The organism is Bradyrhizobium sp. SZCCHNR1051 (assembly GCF_032489615.1).
In the GTDB taxonomy this organism is placed as follows: Bacteria; Pseudomonadota; Alphaproteobacteria; order Rhizobiales; family Xanthobacteraceae; genus Bradyrhizobium.
Genome location: NZ_JAUEYJ010000020.1, coordinates 143953 through 159311 on the forward strand (window position 1 = coordinate 143953; position 15359 = coordinate 159311).

Genomic DNA, 15359 nt, shown 5'->3' on the forward strand with positions numbered 1-15359 from the left:
CAAGGAGAACGACATGAGATCGGATACGCAGATCGAGCCGGCCACGAGGGCCGGGCGCGAACACGAGCGCGGCTTCACGCTGGTCGAGATGCTGGTCGTGATCACGATCATCGGGCTGATCATGGGGCTGATCGGTCCGCGCGTTCTGAGCTATCTCAGCGAATCCAAGACCAAGGCAGCGCGGATCCAGTTGCAGAGCTTTTCGGCGGCGCTCGACCTGTTCTATCTCGATGCCGGCCGCTACCCCTCGACCTCGGAAGGCCTCGGTGCGTTGGCGCAACGGCCGGCCGGACTGAGTACCTGGAACGGTCCTTATCTCAGGGGCGGGGCCGTGCCGAAAGATCCGTGGAACACGGCTTACGTCTACCGCGCACCGGGCGATCACGGCCCGTATGACATCCTGTCCTACGGTGCCGATGGCCAGGAGGGCGGCAGCGGGACGGCGGCGGACATCGTCCTGGGAACGCAGACGAGCGCGCGCAGTGAGTGACAACGGCCAGCGCGGCTTTACGCTGCTCGAGATGGTCTGTGTGCTCGCGATCGTCGCGCTGCTGGCGTCCGTCGCGCTGCCTTACCTGCCGCGGCAGACATCGCGGCCGCGGCTGCAGGCCTATGCGCTGCAGGCCGCGACACTCCTGAAGTCGGATCGTGCCTCGTCGATGCGGACCGGCACGCGCGTCGACACCGAGATCGACACGTCGCGCCGCCTGATCCGCTCCGGCAGCGGCGCGGCTGCGCTGAAGCTGCCCGACGATGTCGCGTTTCTGGCAACGTTGCCGCGCAGCTGCCAGCATCGGCCGGTGCTGGCGACGATCAGCTTCTTTCCTGACGGACTGTCCTGCGGAGGAGCGATCACATTGTCGCGCGCCGAATTGAGCCTGGAGATCAGGGTCAACTGGCTGACGGGGAGAATCGACATTGTCTCGCGCGCGCTCGCCAATGGTTGAGACCGCTGATCGCAGCGAAGCCGGCTTCACGCTGATCGAGGTGCTCGTCGCCCTCGCCATCGTCAGCGTGTCGATCATCGCCATCGGCGCCGTGGTGTCACGCAACGCGGCCAGTGTTCGCAAGCTCGAGCAGCATGTCACCCTCGTCACCGACATGAGGCTGGCGCTGGCCACATTGCTGGCCGATCGCGGCCGGCTGCAGCCGGGCAGCACCGATCAGCGCTCCGGGTCCGGCGCGGTGGTGCTGCAGGTCAGGCCGCTCGGCGGTGATTGGAATGAACCGGCCGGACAGACCGGGTGGATTCCGGAGGCGGTGACCTTGCGCGTCAAGACCGGCTCGGGCGCCATGGCCGATGTGCAGACGGTCCGCCTCGCGCGAGGAGCGCGCTGATGATCCTCCGATCCGATCGGCCGCAACAGCAGGGCTTCGCGCTGATCGAGGCGCTCGGCGCGCTCGCGATTGCCGGCATCGTCTTGTCGGCGCTGGCCGCAGTGACGTCGCAATGGCTGCCGGCGTGGAAGCGTGGCCTAGATCGCGTGCAGCGCGCGGAGATGGTGGCCGCTGCGCTGCGGCGGGTCGGCGATGATTTCGCCGCCGCGCAGTTTGTTTCGGCCAATCGCGAGCAGAAGGGACCGCTGTTCGTGGGCAACGAGGTCTCGGCGGTGTTCGTGCGCGCCGAGTTTGGTCCGAATGCGGGACATGGCCTCGATATCGTGCGCATCGGCGAGGAAGGGAGCAGGGGCGAGCGCGCTCTGCGGCGATCGCGTGCCGCGTTCGAGCCTGTGTCGGTCGGTCAGCCAGTGACCGAGCATTTCCGTTTCGGCGATCCCGTGGTGCTGTTGTCTGCGCCGTTCCGCATGTCGTTCGCCTATGCTGACAGGACGATGGCGTGGACGACGGAGTGGCGCGATGCGACCAGGCTGCCGTCCGCCGTTCGCATGACGGTGTACGACGACAGCCGCGGCGGCGCCGCGGTTCTCGTCAGCGCTGTCCGTATTCAGGTCGATGCGCCGGGCGGCGGCTTTGCCGATACGGGAACGGGCGGCACCGCGAACCAGCCGGCCGCGGCCGAGCCGCCGCAACCAAACAAGAGCGAGCCGATCGATTGATGCCGGCCCCTTCCGTCACCAGAGGTTCTGCCGACGGGCGCGGCGCGCAGGATGGCTTCATCCTCATTGCGGCGCTTTGGATGCTTGCGGCGCTGGCCGCCCTCGTCGTGGTCGTCTCGCAGCAACTGGGAAGCTCGGCGCGATTGCTGCGGCTCGAGGACGAGGCGGTCGAGGCCGATGCGCTGATCTCGGCGGCCATCGAACTCTCGGCCTATCGTCTGCTGCTGTCCAAGGACGAGGAGCGACCGAGACAGGGCGGTTTCCGGCTGGCGCTTGCAGGCAACGACATTGCGGTCTCGTTCGTCAACGAAGCGGCGCGGATCGATCTCAACACCGCGTCGGAGGACATGCTCGAAAATCTCTTCGTCACGTTGGGCGTCGACCGGGACGCTGCCAAGGATCATGCCGAGCGGGTGGTTGCGTGGCGCTCCAAGCCGTCCGATGCAGCCAAGGCCCAGGCGGAGGAGGCGCGCTACGCGGCGGCCGGTCTCAAACGGGTGCCGCGCCTGGCGCCGTTCGCGCATGTCGGCGAGCTGTCGCTCGTCCTCGGCATTCCCGCATCGCTGATCGATCGGGTGCTTCCGTTGGTGACCGTTTTCAACGGCTCTCCCGGCATCGATCCGACGATCGCGGCGCCGGAAGTCGTTGCAGCATTGCCGGGAATGACACCGCTGATCTTGAAGGATTTCCTCAACGCGCGGGCGTCGCTGTCACAGGATGCCGATACGCTCGCCAAGGCACTGGGCCCCGCTGCGAAGGATGCCGCCAAGGGCAAGAGCAAGGCTTACCGGCTACGCATCGTCGTCGGTCCGGCGGGCGGGCTTCGTCATGCGGCGACGGCGGTGATCGTTCCCGGCGAAGGGGAGGAGCCTTATCGGCTGCTGGCGCGGCAGGACGACGGGCCGCAACCGAGGGGAGCGCTCCAGGCGCAGAGGATGCCATGAAGCTGACCGAAGCGATCGAGCGCGGACTGACGGTGTGGACGGCGAGCGTCGCCGCAGCGATCGAGGCCGTAGCCGATCGGCAGCTCAGACGTCCGCGGGTCCTGATCCGCTACGATCAGCCAGAAACCGTCGTCATGACGGTGCAGGCGCCGCCGAAGGCGAAACCGACGCTGGCGCCGGCAAGGGTGAATCCGGCCGCGGGCGCAGCGCAGGTCGGGCTCTCGCCGGAGTGGCTGCGAACGCTGCGCGGCGCCGCGCTGGAGATTCATCTTGCCGCCGAGAGCGTCCTGATCCGCCCCCTCGACTATCCGAAGCAGGCCGAGCCGTTTCTCGACGGCATGATCCGGACCCAGATCGGCAGGCTGACGCCGTGGAATCTCGAACAGGTCCTCTACGGTTACAGCGCCCCACGCACTGCCAACGACCGGATCGCACTAACGCTCGCGGCGACGCCGCGGGCTCTGGTCCAGCCCTTGCTCGCCTTGGCCGATCAGGTTGGCGCCGCCAAGCTCGTCATCACGACCGACGTCGGCTCAGGCTCACCCGATGCCGCCCCCATCCAGATCTTCAAGACGTCGCTGCGCTCGTCGTTCGTCGGCGGCTGCGATCTCGGGCGCGTGCTCAAGCTCGGCTGGCTGTCGGTGGCTGCGACCACGGCGATGCTGCTGATCACGACGACATTGATCGGCGGATATGTGGATGGTGAGCTCGATGACGCCCAGGCGCAGGTCGCGCGGCTTCGCGCCGCCTTGCGGCCCGCGATGGGCGCCACCGCCGCCGACGGGCTGCTCGCCAAGCGCAAGCAGACCAGCCCCGCCAGCGTCATCGTCCTCGACACGCTGTCGAAAATTCTGCCCGACGGGACGTATGTCGTCGAGATGCATATCGAGAACGATCGGCTGCAGATCTCCGGCCTGACCCAGGATGCGCCCGCGCTGATTGGGCTGATCGAGCAATCGCCGCAGTTCAGCCGCGCCACCTTCTACGCGCCGACGACGCGCACCGCCGGGGAAGCGGGCGAGCGCTTCCATATCGAGGCGCGCATCAACGCCTTTTTCGGAGACCGGGCATGAACTGGTCGACATCGCTGCGCCGAATCTTCGTGAACTCGCCGGCCGCTTCTGCGATCCCCTATGCGGTGACCATCGTCGCGCTGCTCTGGCTTGGTGCTGCAGCGGTCGTCGATCTCGTCGCCAAGCGCGGTCAGCTCAACGACACCAACGCGCAGCTGGCGCAGTTTTCCGGACGCAAACGGCCGGGCGGCAGTTCGGCCGCGGGCAGCGCGACGGCTCCGGGCGGATCGATGTTCGTCGAAGGACGAACGGTCACCATCGCGGGCGCGGCGCTGGTGCAGCGCCTCACGGAGGCGATCAGCAAGGTCGGCGGCAGCGTGCTGTCGACCCAGGTCGAGCTGCCGGCGGCACGCGCCACCACCAACGCCAACCTGATCAGCGTCGTCGCCAGCTGCGAGCTCGAACAGCCGGCGCTGCAGCAGCTGCTCTATGACCTCGAAGCCGGATTGCCGTTTCTCTTCGTCGATCAACTGCACGTGCAGCAGCCGCTGGCGGCTGCCGCCGGCGGCGTGGGGCGGCTGACGGTGCTGGTCACCGTGTCGGGCCAATGGCAAGGAAAGATGTGATGCGATCGTTCGTCGGCTCAGGTCTCGTCACCGTTGCTACCGTGTGCATTCTTACAGCTTCGCTCGGCCGGGCGTGCGGCGAGACGGCGGATGGTCCCGAGCCTGCTTCGCCTGTCCAGGCCGCGCCGTTCGATTCCAACCGGCCGGCCGCTGCTGCCAGCGTGCAAGTCCCGGCTGGCACGAGCGCCAATCCGCTGTGGGACGTTCCCATCAGCGCTCTCTCGGTGACGCGCGACCGTCCGATCTTCTCGGCCTCGCGCCGGCCGCCGCCGGTTGCCGCACCCGTCATGGTGATGCGCGCGCCGCCGCCTCCGCCGCCGAGAGAGCCGGAACGACCAAACCTGCAACTCGTGGGCACGGTCATCGGGGATGAGGAGAGCTTCGGCATCTTCGTCGATGCCTCGTCGCAGGCATCGCTGCGCTTGCGGGTCGGCGCCTCGCATGAGGGATGGGTGCTGCAGTCGCTGCGACCGCGCGAGGCCTCGCTGCTGAAGGCACCGGAGACAGTCACCTTGCAGATGCCGCAGCTCGGCACGACGGCAAACAGCGACGTGCAGGCGGCGCCGATGACCCCGCCCATGCCACCGGGCGGACGCGAGCGGATGGCGCGGCGCGCGCGATGAGGACATCGTCCCACGGTATTCAGAAGGTCACGATCAACTCACTGCTGCTGGCTTGCAGGACGAGCACGGCAAGCAGGCCGAGGATGAGGAACGGGCCGAACGGCAGTGCCGTCTGGGCTGTCAGCCGGCGGCCCGTGAAGGGGAGCGCGAGCGCCGCGGCGAGTGCCGTCGTCGTGGCAATGAGCAGCAGGATCGGCAGACTCGGCAGGCCGGCCCAGAGCGTTGCAGCCATCAGAAACTTGACGTCGCCGAGGCCCAGCCCGTGGCGGCCGCGGGCCATCACGTAGAGTCGGCGCAGCAGCAACAGGGCCAAGCCGACGGCAAGGGCCGCAGCGACGGTCCATAGGGCCTCGGGCAGATCGACGAGCGTCGCGGTTCTCAGAAAGCCGCTGGCGGCGACCAGCGCATTCATCCAGTCCGGCAGCAGGCCGCTGCGCAGATCCGTCCAGATCAGGCCGGCGCAGGTCAGGAGCAGCACGAGGATGGAGAGGATGTTGATGGCGTTCGTCACGCGATGTGGGGACTAGCGGTGTCAGATCGCCTGAGCATAGGCGGCTCAGGATGCGAGCGATAGTCCCGCCATCATCAGGCCAATCGCGGCGACCCAGCCGCCGACCGCGCGCACGGCGATCCCGCGCCAGCTCGACAGCGGCTCGGTGTCGGGACGCCTGAAGCTGAGCGCGAGCGCCATCACGAGGGTGATCGTGACGTATCCTGCAATGGCGAGGCCGGCTGCATAGAGGAGACGGTCGGTCTGCGGCACGAGCTCGCCGGCGTTCGCGGCGCCGCGCATCACGCCGAGCACGAATGCGATCGCGCTCAGCAATGTCACGGGAATGCGCAAGGCCGCCGCCAGCAGCAGCCCGAGCACGAGGATCGTCGCGGCATCGATCAACGGGGAAACGAGGGTGACGCCCGAACCGACAGCAAGCGCGAGCCCGGTACATAGGCCGACCGGAAACACCACGACCAGCCAGCGTCCGCTCGCCGCGCCGATCGAGCCGGCCAGCAATCCGAGCGCGACCCAGACCACGACGTCCTGCAGGGTGAGCAGCGGATGCAGGGCACCGGCGTAGAAGTCGCCGAGCCGGGCCGATACGATGTGGGCATCGGCGATCTGCGCTTGCGTCAGCAGCAGCACCGATGCGAGCAGCGCAGTCCGGCGGAACGCGCTCATGCCGCGACTCCCAGGCTGGAGACCAGGAAGTAGCCGCCGAGCGCGGCGATGGCTGCCCCGACGCCCTGGATGATCCGCTCTCCGCCCGGCCATCGGGCGAGTGCGCCGATGGTGATGCCGCAGGCGTGGAGCAGACCGGTCGCGACCACGAAGCCGCAGCCATAGGCCAGCGGATTCGCCGCCGTCGGAAGCTCGACGCCATGCGCGTGGCCATGAAAGATGGCGAAGATCGCAACGATGACGGCCGCAATCGCGAACGGGACACGGATGCGCAGCGCGACCGCAAGCCCGAGGACCAGCGCCGAGAGCGCGATGATGAGCTCCGGGACGGGCAACCCGATCTTGAGGATTCCCAGGACGGCACCGAACGCCATCACCAGCGGGAAGACGACCGGCAGGATCCAGATCGCCGCGCCGCCGAGCTGCGCGCCCCAGATGCCGACTGCAACCATCGCGACCAGGTGATCCAGCCCCGTCAAGGGATGCAGCAGGCCGCTGGCCAGCCCGCCGCCGACGCCCGTCTGCTCGTGGGCAAGGCTCGGATCCGCCGACAGCAGCGAGAGCAGCGCCGCACCCAACACGGCGTGCAGGAGTTTGCGCGCGATCATGTTCGTCCCATTCGTCATCATGCGGCCGCCAGAACCCGCACCAGACGGCCCAGGAACCAGAACATCGACACTGAGCCGATCGCATAGGCCGGCAGCTCGGCGCCCCATCGCGGCAGCGCCGCGCCGAGGCGGCGATGCGCCCAGATCAGCGCCAGCACCAGCAGCACGAACAGGATCTGTCCGATCTCGACGCCGACATTGAAGAAGAGCAGCGCCGCAGGCAGGATCCGCCGCTCGAGCCCGAGCCCGGCCAGCGCGCTGGCGAAGCCGATGCCGTGCACGAGACCGAAGCTGAAGGCGACGGCCCATGGATAGCGGGCGGTCAGCCCGGTCTCGCCGCGCTGCTGTTTGACGATCTCGACGCCGACGAACACGATGCTGAGCGCGATGCACGCATTGAGCGGCCCCTCGGCAACGCCGATCCATCCGAACGCCGTTGCCGCGAGCGAGGCGCTGTGGCCGATCGTGAAGGCCGTGATCGTCTTGAGCAGACGCCAGCCGCCCTGGACGATCCAGATCAGCCCGAGCACGAACAGCAGGTGATCGGCGCCGAGCAGGATATGGTCGATGCCGAGATTGACATAGGTCTTCGCAAGCTCGAGCCAGGTCTCGAGCGTCGGCGCGTCGGTGCCGAGCACCGTCACGACCGGATTGGCCGCCGAGATCGTGTAGCTGCGCGTCTCTCCAGCCAGGGACGTCACGCGGATGATGGCTGCCGACATGTCCTCGCCGAGATTGGCGATCGTCATCTGTCCGACGAGGCCCTTGTCGCCGCAATTCAGCTCCGGCAGGCGCAGGTAGCAATGCGGGGGCATCTTGAGATCGATGCGGTTGACGCCATCCTTCGGCAAGGTCGTCCATCGCCCGATATAGACGCCGGAGCGCATCTCGCGAAACTCGAGCACGGCGATCGTCGCCTGATGCGCAGCCGCCGGCCGCCCAGGCAGCAGCGCCGCGAGCGCGAGCACGATGGCGAGCAGGGCGCGCGCGCCGGTCACGGCTCGTACCTGATCGTGTAGTTGGCCTTGAGCCGGCTCACCGCCTCCCAGGCCCGCTTCCGCGTCTCTTCGGTGTGCCAGATCTTGGCCGCCTCGGCGCGAATATCCTCGAGTTTCGCCGGAGCGCCCGGCGTCCGGGCGTCGAGACGAACCACGTGCCACCCGTCCTTCGACTGCAGCAAGGTCCATTCCTGGAGGGGCGCCTTGAGCAGGCCGTCGCTGAAGCCCTCGCCGAAGCCGGCGGCCAGGCTCGGCACCGGTCGGTCGAGAACCGCGCGCGTCTGATCGCGCAGCTCCTCGGATTCGCGCTGCTCGCGAATGTCGTCCAGGTAGCGCCGCGCCGTCGCGTCGTCGCTGGGTGGCGTCATGAGGAAGCTGACACGCTCGGGCTCGTCGAACCGGGCATGATTGTCGGCGAACCAGGCGCGCAACTGCTCCTCGCTCGGCTGTGGCACGCGCACCTGATCGAAGATCAGATATTGCAGCTTGAACGCGACACGGTCGCGGATCATCTCGTCGCCGCGGTCGACGCCGAGCGTCTTGCCTTCGCGATAGAGGATTTCGCTGGCGACCCAGGCCTCGACCATCTTCTGCAGCTCGGCCTCGCTCGGGGTCCGCTGCTTGTCCTCGTCGAACGTGTCGATGAAGGACTGGCGCAGTGCCTTGGTCACGGTGATGACCTTCTCGTCCTTCGCCGGCGGGTGAATGATGGCATCGGCCGCAAAGATCAGGCCACCGAGAACAAGGAAGTGCAGGAGTGGCTCCCTGCTGAGCCCGCGCAGGGCGGTCACGGATGATGATCGCGCAGGGGAAGAGCTGTTGCCATCTTGCTGATTGGAGCGTGCAGAGGCGCTCTCGAAGGTCTGCGCCGCATTCGACATGGCAGGGGCTGACATACGTTCTTTACAACTCGGACCGCGCTCGTTGCGCGGCGCGTATATGCAACGGCACACTTGCCGTTGTCACCGGGCAAACGTCAGTGTCACAAAAATTTCGCAACGACTGCGGACCGCGATGTTCGTGGGGAAGGCACCGGCAAAAATAAATCCTTCAACAAACTGTCTCCGAGTTTTGGTTTGTTCGCGCCGCGAATGACAACGGCGCATCGGTCGCGTTGTCATCTCGGTTTGGAGATCGATCGAATTCTTTAGGGGCGACGATAATGGTTCCATCTACCAAGACAATCCTGCTGACAGCGGCCTCGGTCTCGCTGGCCCTGTCACAGAGCGCCGACGCTGGGGAGCGTTGGGGGGAAACGAGCAAGAACAATCCGTATGTCGCCGGCGACATGCATAACCACAACACCTGCACCGACGGTTCGGTTGCAGCCGGCTATGCGATCGACCGCTCGGTCGGCAAGGGCACCGCGGCTGCTGGCGGCACCAATTTCGATCTCGACTGGTTCACGCTCGGCAACCACGGCGGTTCGGGCAATCGTGATTGCCGCTTCAGCGATGCGAGCGCCAACATCCCCGGCGACAACACGACGACGTATTGGAGCCAGACGCTCGGCAAGACCATCGACGGCATTACGATCACCAGTCTGAAGGGCACGCCCAACGGCACCGGCACCAGCGCCAAGATGTGGCGCTGGCAGTCGATCAAGGAGATCGAGTACCCGACCATCGTCAATCGCACCGCGACCTACAACAAGGTGCTGGTCGAGGGCCTGGAGTGGATCCTGCCCGGCCACGAGCATGGCGACGTCGCGGTGATCGCCGGCCAGAACCCGCGGGGCTACGGCAATGCGGACAAGATGGCCGAGTTCGAATATCGCTTCGACCGCGGGGACACTGACGCGATCGGTCCGGTCGATGCCAGCAACAACCCGGTCTGGGCCGGGAAGGACAATGTCAACAATTCCGGCACGGCCGGCCACCAGAAGGCAGTCGCCGGCATTGCCTGGCTGCAGGCGAACCACCCGCTGCAATCCTATGTGGTGCCGACCCATACCGAGCGGCAGGGACCGTTCAACCCGAACGGCTCGGCCGGCTACAACATCGAGCACTTCCGTGACTTCAACAATGCCGGCCCGACGGTTGCGTTCGGCATCGAAGCACCGGGTCACATGGCCGAGGGCGGCGTGAACGGCGGCTCGGGCTCCTATGGCTCAGGCGCCGTCGGCGGCGGCACCTACGGCATGCAGGGCGTCTACACCGCCAAGGTCGGCGGGCTGTGGGATGGTCTGCTCGGCGAAGGCCGCAACTTCTTCCTGTTTCAGAGCTCGGACTGGCACAGCCGCGGCGTCTATGGCGCGCGCGATCCCGGCACGACGGCGGACTTCATCCCCGGCGAGTACACCAGGCTCTACGTGCCGAACGAGCGGCGTTTCTCCCAGCAGTCCATCATCGACGGCATGCGTTCGGGCAATTCTTATTCGGTCAACGCCCACATCATCGACTCCGACATGGAGTTCCGTGCGAAGGGCGAGTGGGACGACGACTGGAAGACGATGGGCGAGACGCTGGTCGTGCGTCCCGGCGAGAAGGTCACGCTCGAGATGGAGATGACCGTTCCGGCCTCCAACAACAGCCCGTACAGCTTCAACAATCCGCTGCTGCTGCCGGTCGGCATCAAGCAGCCGTTGAACGAGCCCTATCTCGACCACGTCGATCTGATTACCGGCGACATCACCGGTCCGATCGCGCCGGGCGCCCCGGGCTATGCGGTGGCCAATGCCAAGGGTGTCGATGGTGCGGCCATCGTCTACAACCCCTCGGCCAAGATCGCGAAGCAGATCCAGGCGACCAAGATGCGGAGCCGCAAGCTGCGCAACGGTTCGGTCCGGCTCAGCTTCACGACCACCTTCATCGCCGGCAAGACTCCCTTCTACATCCGCGCCCGCGGCACCAACATTCCGCCGGCCACGCCGAACGTGTCCGACAGCGCCGGCAATCCGCTGCTCGACGCCAACAACGCCACCGTCAGTTGCACGGATCCGGCATGTCCGTCGCACCTCGGCACGGTCGGCGGCGTGAAGAAGGTGACCAACGACGTGCAGGCCTGGTCGAACGTCTGGTTCTATGCGAACCCGATCTTCGTTCGTCCGTACGATGCGCCCAAGTTGCTGGTGGAGAAGAACAAGGAGCTGGCGCGAAAGCTGGCCCACGACCATCACCACTGGCACGACTGGGATCATTGGGGCCATTGGGGTCACTGGGGTCGCTGGGCCTTCAACCGCGACTGATTGATCGGCATCGATCCGGCGGGACGATACCGCCCCGTCGGATCCTGCTCGCTCCGAGCGCCGGTTTGCGAACCGGTGCTTCGTCTTTGAAGCCTGTGCCCTGGGGTTCGCCGACGTGATGCCTCGCTTGTCCGCCGTGATTCTCGCCGTTCTTGCCCTCACGACCGTCGTCGCATCGGCGCATGACGAGGAGCCGACGCAGGAGGCCTGCGACGCCGCGGTGGCCGAGGCACGTGCGCAGGCGGCGACCTTGCCGGCGGACGACGTCTCGCGCTATTTCGCCGAGCGGGACATTCAGCAGGCGCTGGTCGAGGCCGGCAATGGCGAGTTCGATGATTGTGTCGAGAAGGCCGAGCGGGCCGTGCTGGAAGTGCGCGACCGGCCCCACAGCCTGAAGCCCGGCGAGCGGCTCAACATTCTTCGTGCCGACGAAATGCCGACGCGCTGACGGGCGCGCGCCGCGTCTCCACTCTCGTCATCCGGCTGTCATGCAAGTCGGCAATTTGTCGGTCCTGTTGCGGCGCGTGCAAGGCCTTGAGACATGGACCAGATCGAAGCTCTTTTCCCGATACCATTGTTGCGTTCGCCCGGGCTCTTGAGCGCCGAGCTCAAGGACGCGGCGGTGGCAGCCATCCGCAATTCGAAGATCGAGAACAATCTGCGGTCCGGACAGCTGTTCCACACCGAGGTCGCCGATCCCCGCGCCAACAATCTGTTTCAGACCATCGCCGAACTCGCCGTGCCCAAGCTGGTCGATTTCGGCGAGCTGCTGTTCGGCGAGAAGCTGCGCTGGACGGTCAAGGAGATGTGGACGAACATGCTGGAGACCGGCGGCAACCAGACCCTGCACGCCCACGCCAACAGCTTCATCTCGGGCATCTTCTATCTGACGCCGTCGCATCCCGGCAGCCGCACCGTATTCGTGCGGCCGCCCGGTGGCAGCGATTTCTCGTTCCGCCATCACACGCGCAGCGCCGCAGTCGGCCCGTTCAATGCCGGCAAATACGTGCTGCCCGAGGCGGAGCCGGGCGATCTCGTGCTGTTCCCGAGCTATCTCTATCACGAGGTGCCGTGCAATCAGGGCGATCAGCGCATCACGATCGCCTTCAACGCGATTCCTGATCATCTGGACTGCTGGGGCTACCGCGTCAGCTTCTCGTCCTGACGCGCTACCGTTCGAACTCGCGCGACAGCAGATCGCGTGCGTCGCGTCGCGACGGCGCGGCGGCGTCGATCGCCCGAAGCAGGCGTTCAGCAGCCGCGCGATCCGATGCAAGCAGCGCTTTTGCCATGCTCATCAGCGGCGCATAGGCCGGCTCGAACTCGGCGCTGGCGCGAACGGAATCGAGGAGACCGGGTGCGGCGGCTGCGATGAGCGCCGGCCCGCGCGGTTCGCCGGTCAGCGCGGCGCCGGCCTGGATGAATCGGTTGCGGGCCCGCCAATAGGCGCCGAGCCGTTCCTCCCACATTCCGCGTTTCGAGTCTTCCAGCAAATCGACCGCGTCGGTCTTTGTCTGGCTGAGGACCGTCAGCAGCAATTGCCATGGGGCCGCGGAGAGAGCGTGGACATTGCTGCGCGCGTCGAACGTGACGAACGGGAAATCGTCGGTGTTGCGCGGTCCCGGACCGGCGAAGCTCGCGAGCGCTTTCGCGCCGGCGACATACTGGCCCAGAAGATCGATCGGCTGATCGAAGCCGAGAGGTTGAATGACCGGGTGAAGCTTCCGGTCGGAGAACCGTGCGGCGACGAACTCGGGGTCGATCGGGCTCGGGGCGCCTGATCCGATCAGAGCCAGCATCGGCGTGCGCACGCTGTAATGGTTCAGCCAGGCGGACCCTTGTGGGAAGACTGCGAGAAAGCTTCTGACGATCGCGCGCAGCGACGGCGTATCGAGCTGATAGAGCGGCAGCCACTGGCAGAACACGCCCTCGGTCGCCAGTCGCCGCTTGACGGCCGCGAAATGTTCGACCGTGTACAGCGCGCCGCTGCCATCGAGCGCCGGGTGGAACAGGTCGGCCACGATCACGTCGTAGCGTCCGTCATCGGCGATGATGAAGCGCCGGGCATCGGCAACGGAGATCGGCGGCCTTTCCTTCTCGGCCGCGGGGTTGTCGAACCAGGGCAGCAGCGCGACGACCTCGGAGGACAGCTCGACTGCGCGCACGTCGAGGCCCGGCATCTGCGCCGCGCCGAGCACGGTCGCGCCGGTGCCGACACCGAGGAAGAGGGCGCTGCGCGGTGCCGGATGCAAGAGCAGCGGCAGCATGGCCTGGCGGAAATCGGATCGCACCGAACTGGTGCCGCCCATGCGGAAGTGGCCGTTCACCTCAAGATAGCGTGCTCCTGAGGCGTCGTCGACGACGCTCGCGGTCGCCATCGGTCCCTCGCGCACGGCCAGAAGCTTGCCGCCCGGCGGGACCTTGATGAGCAGGGGGGCGGGAAGCCACAGCAGCGCGAGTGCAAGCAGAGCGGGCGCCGCCGCCCAGCGCAGCGCAGCGCGTTGGGGCTGCAGCAGCAGAAGATATCCGACGGCAACGAGGACCAATGTTCTCCAAGTGCCGAAAGCGGGAATCAGCAGCTGTGCCGCGGTCAGCGGCGCAATGGCTGCGCCGAGGCTGTTGATGCCGACGGCCCAGCCGACTGATCCCCTGACGTTGCGGACATCCTGCATGAGCTGGCCGAACAAGGCGCCCATCGCCATCGCGGGCAACAGGAACAGCGCCAGCGCGATTCCGAGCTCGCCGGCGACACCGAGGCTCGCCGCGCTGTCAGCGACGTCGCCAAGCAAGGGCGTCACGAGCGCCGTGCCGAGGCAGACGAGCGCGGTGCTGCTGATCAACGCGGTTCTGCCGAGCGCAACCGCGGGCCCGACGCGCTGCCAGATCATGCCGCCCATCGCGGTGCCCAGCAGGTAGGCCGCCAGCAGACAGGCGAAGCTATAGACCGTGTCCTGCATCATCTGCGCGGCCAGGCGCACGACCAGCACTTCGAACGCGATGCCGAGCAGGCCGGTGACGAACAGCGTTCCTGTCAGGCGGAGGTCGGCGACAGCAGGCTCGCGATCATCGCCCGCCCGAGGGTCGACCTGCACGGCTCGGCCGAGGCGAAGCGACGCCAGCGCGCAGGCCGCATTGACGGCTGCCAGGCAAAGCAGCGTCGTCGACAATCCAAGCGCGGGGATCAGCACGAAGGTGGACAGCAGCGTGCCAGCGACGGCGCCGGCCGTGTTCGCGCCGTAGACGCCGGCGCTGACGGGCCGCGTGCCACGCGCCGCGGACATCATCCGTTCCAGCGCGGTCAGCGTCCCGCCCATCGCAACCGTCGCCGGCAACAGCACCAGCGTCGGCAGCAGGAAGCTCGCGCTCCATAACAAGACGGGGGAGGGCGCCGTGCCGAGCAGCGGCGCGAGGGCGCGCGCGCACGCGGGAAGCAGCCAGATCGCACACAGCCCCCACAGTCCGATGACCGCTTCGAGGACGGCATAGACCCGGTGCGGATTGGCGGCGCGGCGGATCCGGCCATCGAGGACGAAGGCGCCCACCGCCAGTCCGGCGAATAATCCTGCGATGGCGCCGAGCACGGCCATCATTTCCGTGCCCAGGGCGAGGGCGAGCTGACGCGTCCAGACGATCTCATAGCCCAGCCCGGCGAGGCCGGATGCAGCAATCAGCAGCCTCAGCGCCCTCAGCCGAGCCGTGCTCCGGCAGGCGACGGGACCGGTGCCGAGAGACCCGACGCCTTGCTTCTCCGCGATCAGATCATTGTCGCACGGGCCTGCATGGCCTGCTTCGGTCAAGATTCGGTACCCGCAATTCCCGCGATCGGTCTTCGGATGCAGCGCGCCGTGCGGGCGCAGCTCCGAGCACTGGATCAAGCTCGGCTGCCCGGCCGCCAAGGTCGGGATCGTTTCCTTGTGTTCGCGTTACGTGACGGTGGTTTGACAGAAGCTGCGGGAGCAGCCGTTCGGCGCAGACGGTTGTATCGCATGAGGCCCGTCAGGGAACGATGACCAGACCCATCATCGGCGCCACGGAGAAGCGCCAAAGCGTTGATTTCATTATTTTATTTGAGACATTAGCCATTTAGAAGCGTACCAAAGCCGCCCGTCGGAACCCGGCGCCGCCA

General features: G+C 66.8%; 17 protein-coding genes. 11 read left to right on the top strand and 6 right to left on the bottom strand.

Annotated features, from left to right (window positions below; all coding sequences use genetic code 11):
• The first annotated feature begins 13 nt into the window (after nt 1-13).
• Genes gspG through QW868_RS23990 form a run of 8 tightly spaced genes read left to right on the top strand, consistent with a single transcriptional unit; the run spans nt 14 to nt 5263 of the window.
• Nucleotides 14-490, top strand: coding sequence for a type II secretion system major pseudopilin GspG (gene gspG / locus QW868_RS23955; protein WP_316231675.1), 477 nt, complete (start codon nt 14-16; stop codon nt 488-490).
• Nucleotides 483-947 carry a prepilin-type N-terminal cleavage/methylation domain-containing protein gene (locus QW868_RS23960; protein ID WP_315739563.1) on the top strand — a complete coding sequence of 155 codons (465 nt, stop codon included), beginning with the start codon at nt 483-485 and terminating at the stop codon, nt 945-947. Before gspG ends, QW868_RS23960 begins: the two co-directional genes overlap by 8 nt.
• Nucleotides 940-1338, top strand: a complete 399-nt coding sequence (locus QW868_RS23965; RefSeq protein WP_315739564.1) for a type II secretion system protein — start codon at nt 940-942, stop codon at nt 1336-1338. Before QW868_RS23960 ends, QW868_RS23965 begins: the two co-directional genes overlap by 8 nt.
• On the top strand, nt 1338-2057 hold the full coding sequence (locus tag QW868_RS23970) for a type II secretion system protein (RefSeq protein WP_315772847.1): 720 nt from the start codon (nt 1338-1340) through the stop codon (nt 2055-2057). Before QW868_RS23965 ends, QW868_RS23970 begins: the two co-directional genes overlap by 1 nt.
• A complete protein-coding gene (locus tag QW868_RS23975) occupies nt 2057-3001 on the top strand; it encodes a type II secretion system protein GspK (protein WP_316231676.1) in 945 nt (314 codons plus the stop codon). Before QW868_RS23970 ends, QW868_RS23975 begins: the two co-directional genes overlap by 1 nt.
• On the top strand, nt 2998-4074 hold the full coding sequence (locus QW868_RS23980) for a PilN domain-containing protein (protein ID WP_316231677.1): 1077 nt from the start codon (nt 2998-3000) through the stop codon (nt 4072-4074). The genes QW868_RS23975 and QW868_RS23980 overlap by 4 nt, the downstream gene beginning before the upstream one ends.
• The gene (gspM, locus tag QW868_RS23985; protein ID WP_316231678.1) at nt 4071-4640 is read left to right on the top strand and encodes a type II secretion system protein GspM; all 570 of its coding nucleotides are present in this window, start codon (nt 4071-4073) and stop codon (nt 4638-4640) included. The genes QW868_RS23980 and gspM overlap by 4 nt, the downstream gene beginning before the upstream one ends.
• Nucleotides 4640-5263: a hypothetical protein gene (locus QW868_RS23990; RefSeq protein ID WP_316231679.1), complete on the top strand. Its 624-nt coding sequence runs from the start codon at nt 4640-4642 to the stop codon at nt 5261-5263. Before gspM ends, QW868_RS23990 begins: the two co-directional genes overlap by 1 nt.
• A gap of 19 nt (nt 5264-5282) precedes the next feature.
• On the opposite strand, the gene QW868_RS23995 is transcribed toward QW868_RS23990, so the two are convergent.
• Genes QW868_RS23995 through QW868_RS24015 form a run of 5 tightly spaced genes read right to left on the bottom strand, consistent with a single transcriptional unit; the run spans nt 5283 to nt 8927 of the window.
• Nucleotides 5283-5774, bottom strand: coding sequence for a prepilin peptidase (locus QW868_RS23995; protein ID WP_316231680.1), 492 nt, complete (start codon nt 5772-5774; stop codon nt 5283-5285).
• Nucleotides 5775-5819: 45 nt separating this feature from the next.
• The gene (locus QW868_RS24000) at nt 5820-6440 is read right to left on the bottom strand and encodes a HupE/UreJ family protein (protein ID WP_316231681.1); all 621 of its coding nucleotides are present in this window, start codon (nt 6438-6440) and stop codon (nt 5820-5822) included.
• Nucleotides 6437-7048, bottom strand: coding sequence for a HupE/UreJ family protein (locus QW868_RS24005; RefSeq protein ID WP_316231682.1), 612 nt, complete (start codon nt 7046-7048; stop codon nt 6437-6439). Before QW868_RS24005 ends, QW868_RS24000 begins: the two co-directional genes overlap by 4 nt.
• A gap of 17 nt (nt 7049-7065) precedes the next feature.
• Nucleotides 7066-8046, bottom strand: a complete 981-nt coding sequence (locus QW868_RS24010; RefSeq protein ID WP_315739576.1) for a HupE/UreJ family protein — start codon at nt 8044-8046, stop codon at nt 7066-7068.
• Nucleotides 8043-8927, bottom strand: a complete 885-nt coding sequence (locus QW868_RS24015; RefSeq protein ID WP_316231705.1) for a peptidylprolyl isomerase — start codon at nt 8925-8927, stop codon at nt 8043-8045. The genes QW868_RS24010 and QW868_RS24015 overlap by 4 nt, the downstream gene beginning before the upstream one ends.
• Nucleotides 8928-9208: 281 nt before the next feature.
• Between QW868_RS24015 and QW868_RS24020 the strand changes: the two genes are divergently transcribed.
• The 3 genes from QW868_RS24020 to QW868_RS24030 all read left to right on the top strand — a co-directional run bounded on the left by QW868_RS24020 (nt 9209) and on the right by QW868_RS24030 (nt 12398).
• Entirely contained in the window at nt 9209-11233 is a 2025-nt protein-coding gene (locus QW868_RS24020; protein ID WP_316231683.1) for a hypothetical protein, read from the top strand.
• Nucleotides 11234-11351: 118 nt separating this feature from the next.
• Nucleotides 11352-11681, top strand: a complete 330-nt coding sequence (locus QW868_RS24025) for a hypothetical protein (protein ID WP_315739579.1) — start codon at nt 11352-11354, stop codon at nt 11679-11681.
• A 129-nt stretch (nt 11682-11810) separates the two neighbouring features.
• Nucleotides 11811-12398, top strand: a complete 588-nt coding sequence (locus QW868_RS24030) for a 2OG-Fe(II) oxygenase family protein (protein ID WP_316231684.1) — start codon at nt 11811-11813, stop codon at nt 12396-12398.
• A gap of 4 nt (nt 12399-12402) precedes the next feature.
• Here QW868_RS24030 and QW868_RS24035 read toward each other — a convergent pair whose 3' ends face one another.
• Nucleotides 12403-15030: a spermidine synthase gene (locus tag QW868_RS24035; RefSeq protein ID WP_316231685.1), complete on the bottom strand. Its 2628-nt coding sequence runs from the start codon at nt 15028-15030 to the stop codon at nt 12403-12405.
• Nucleotides 15031-15359: the final 329 nt, after the last annotated feature.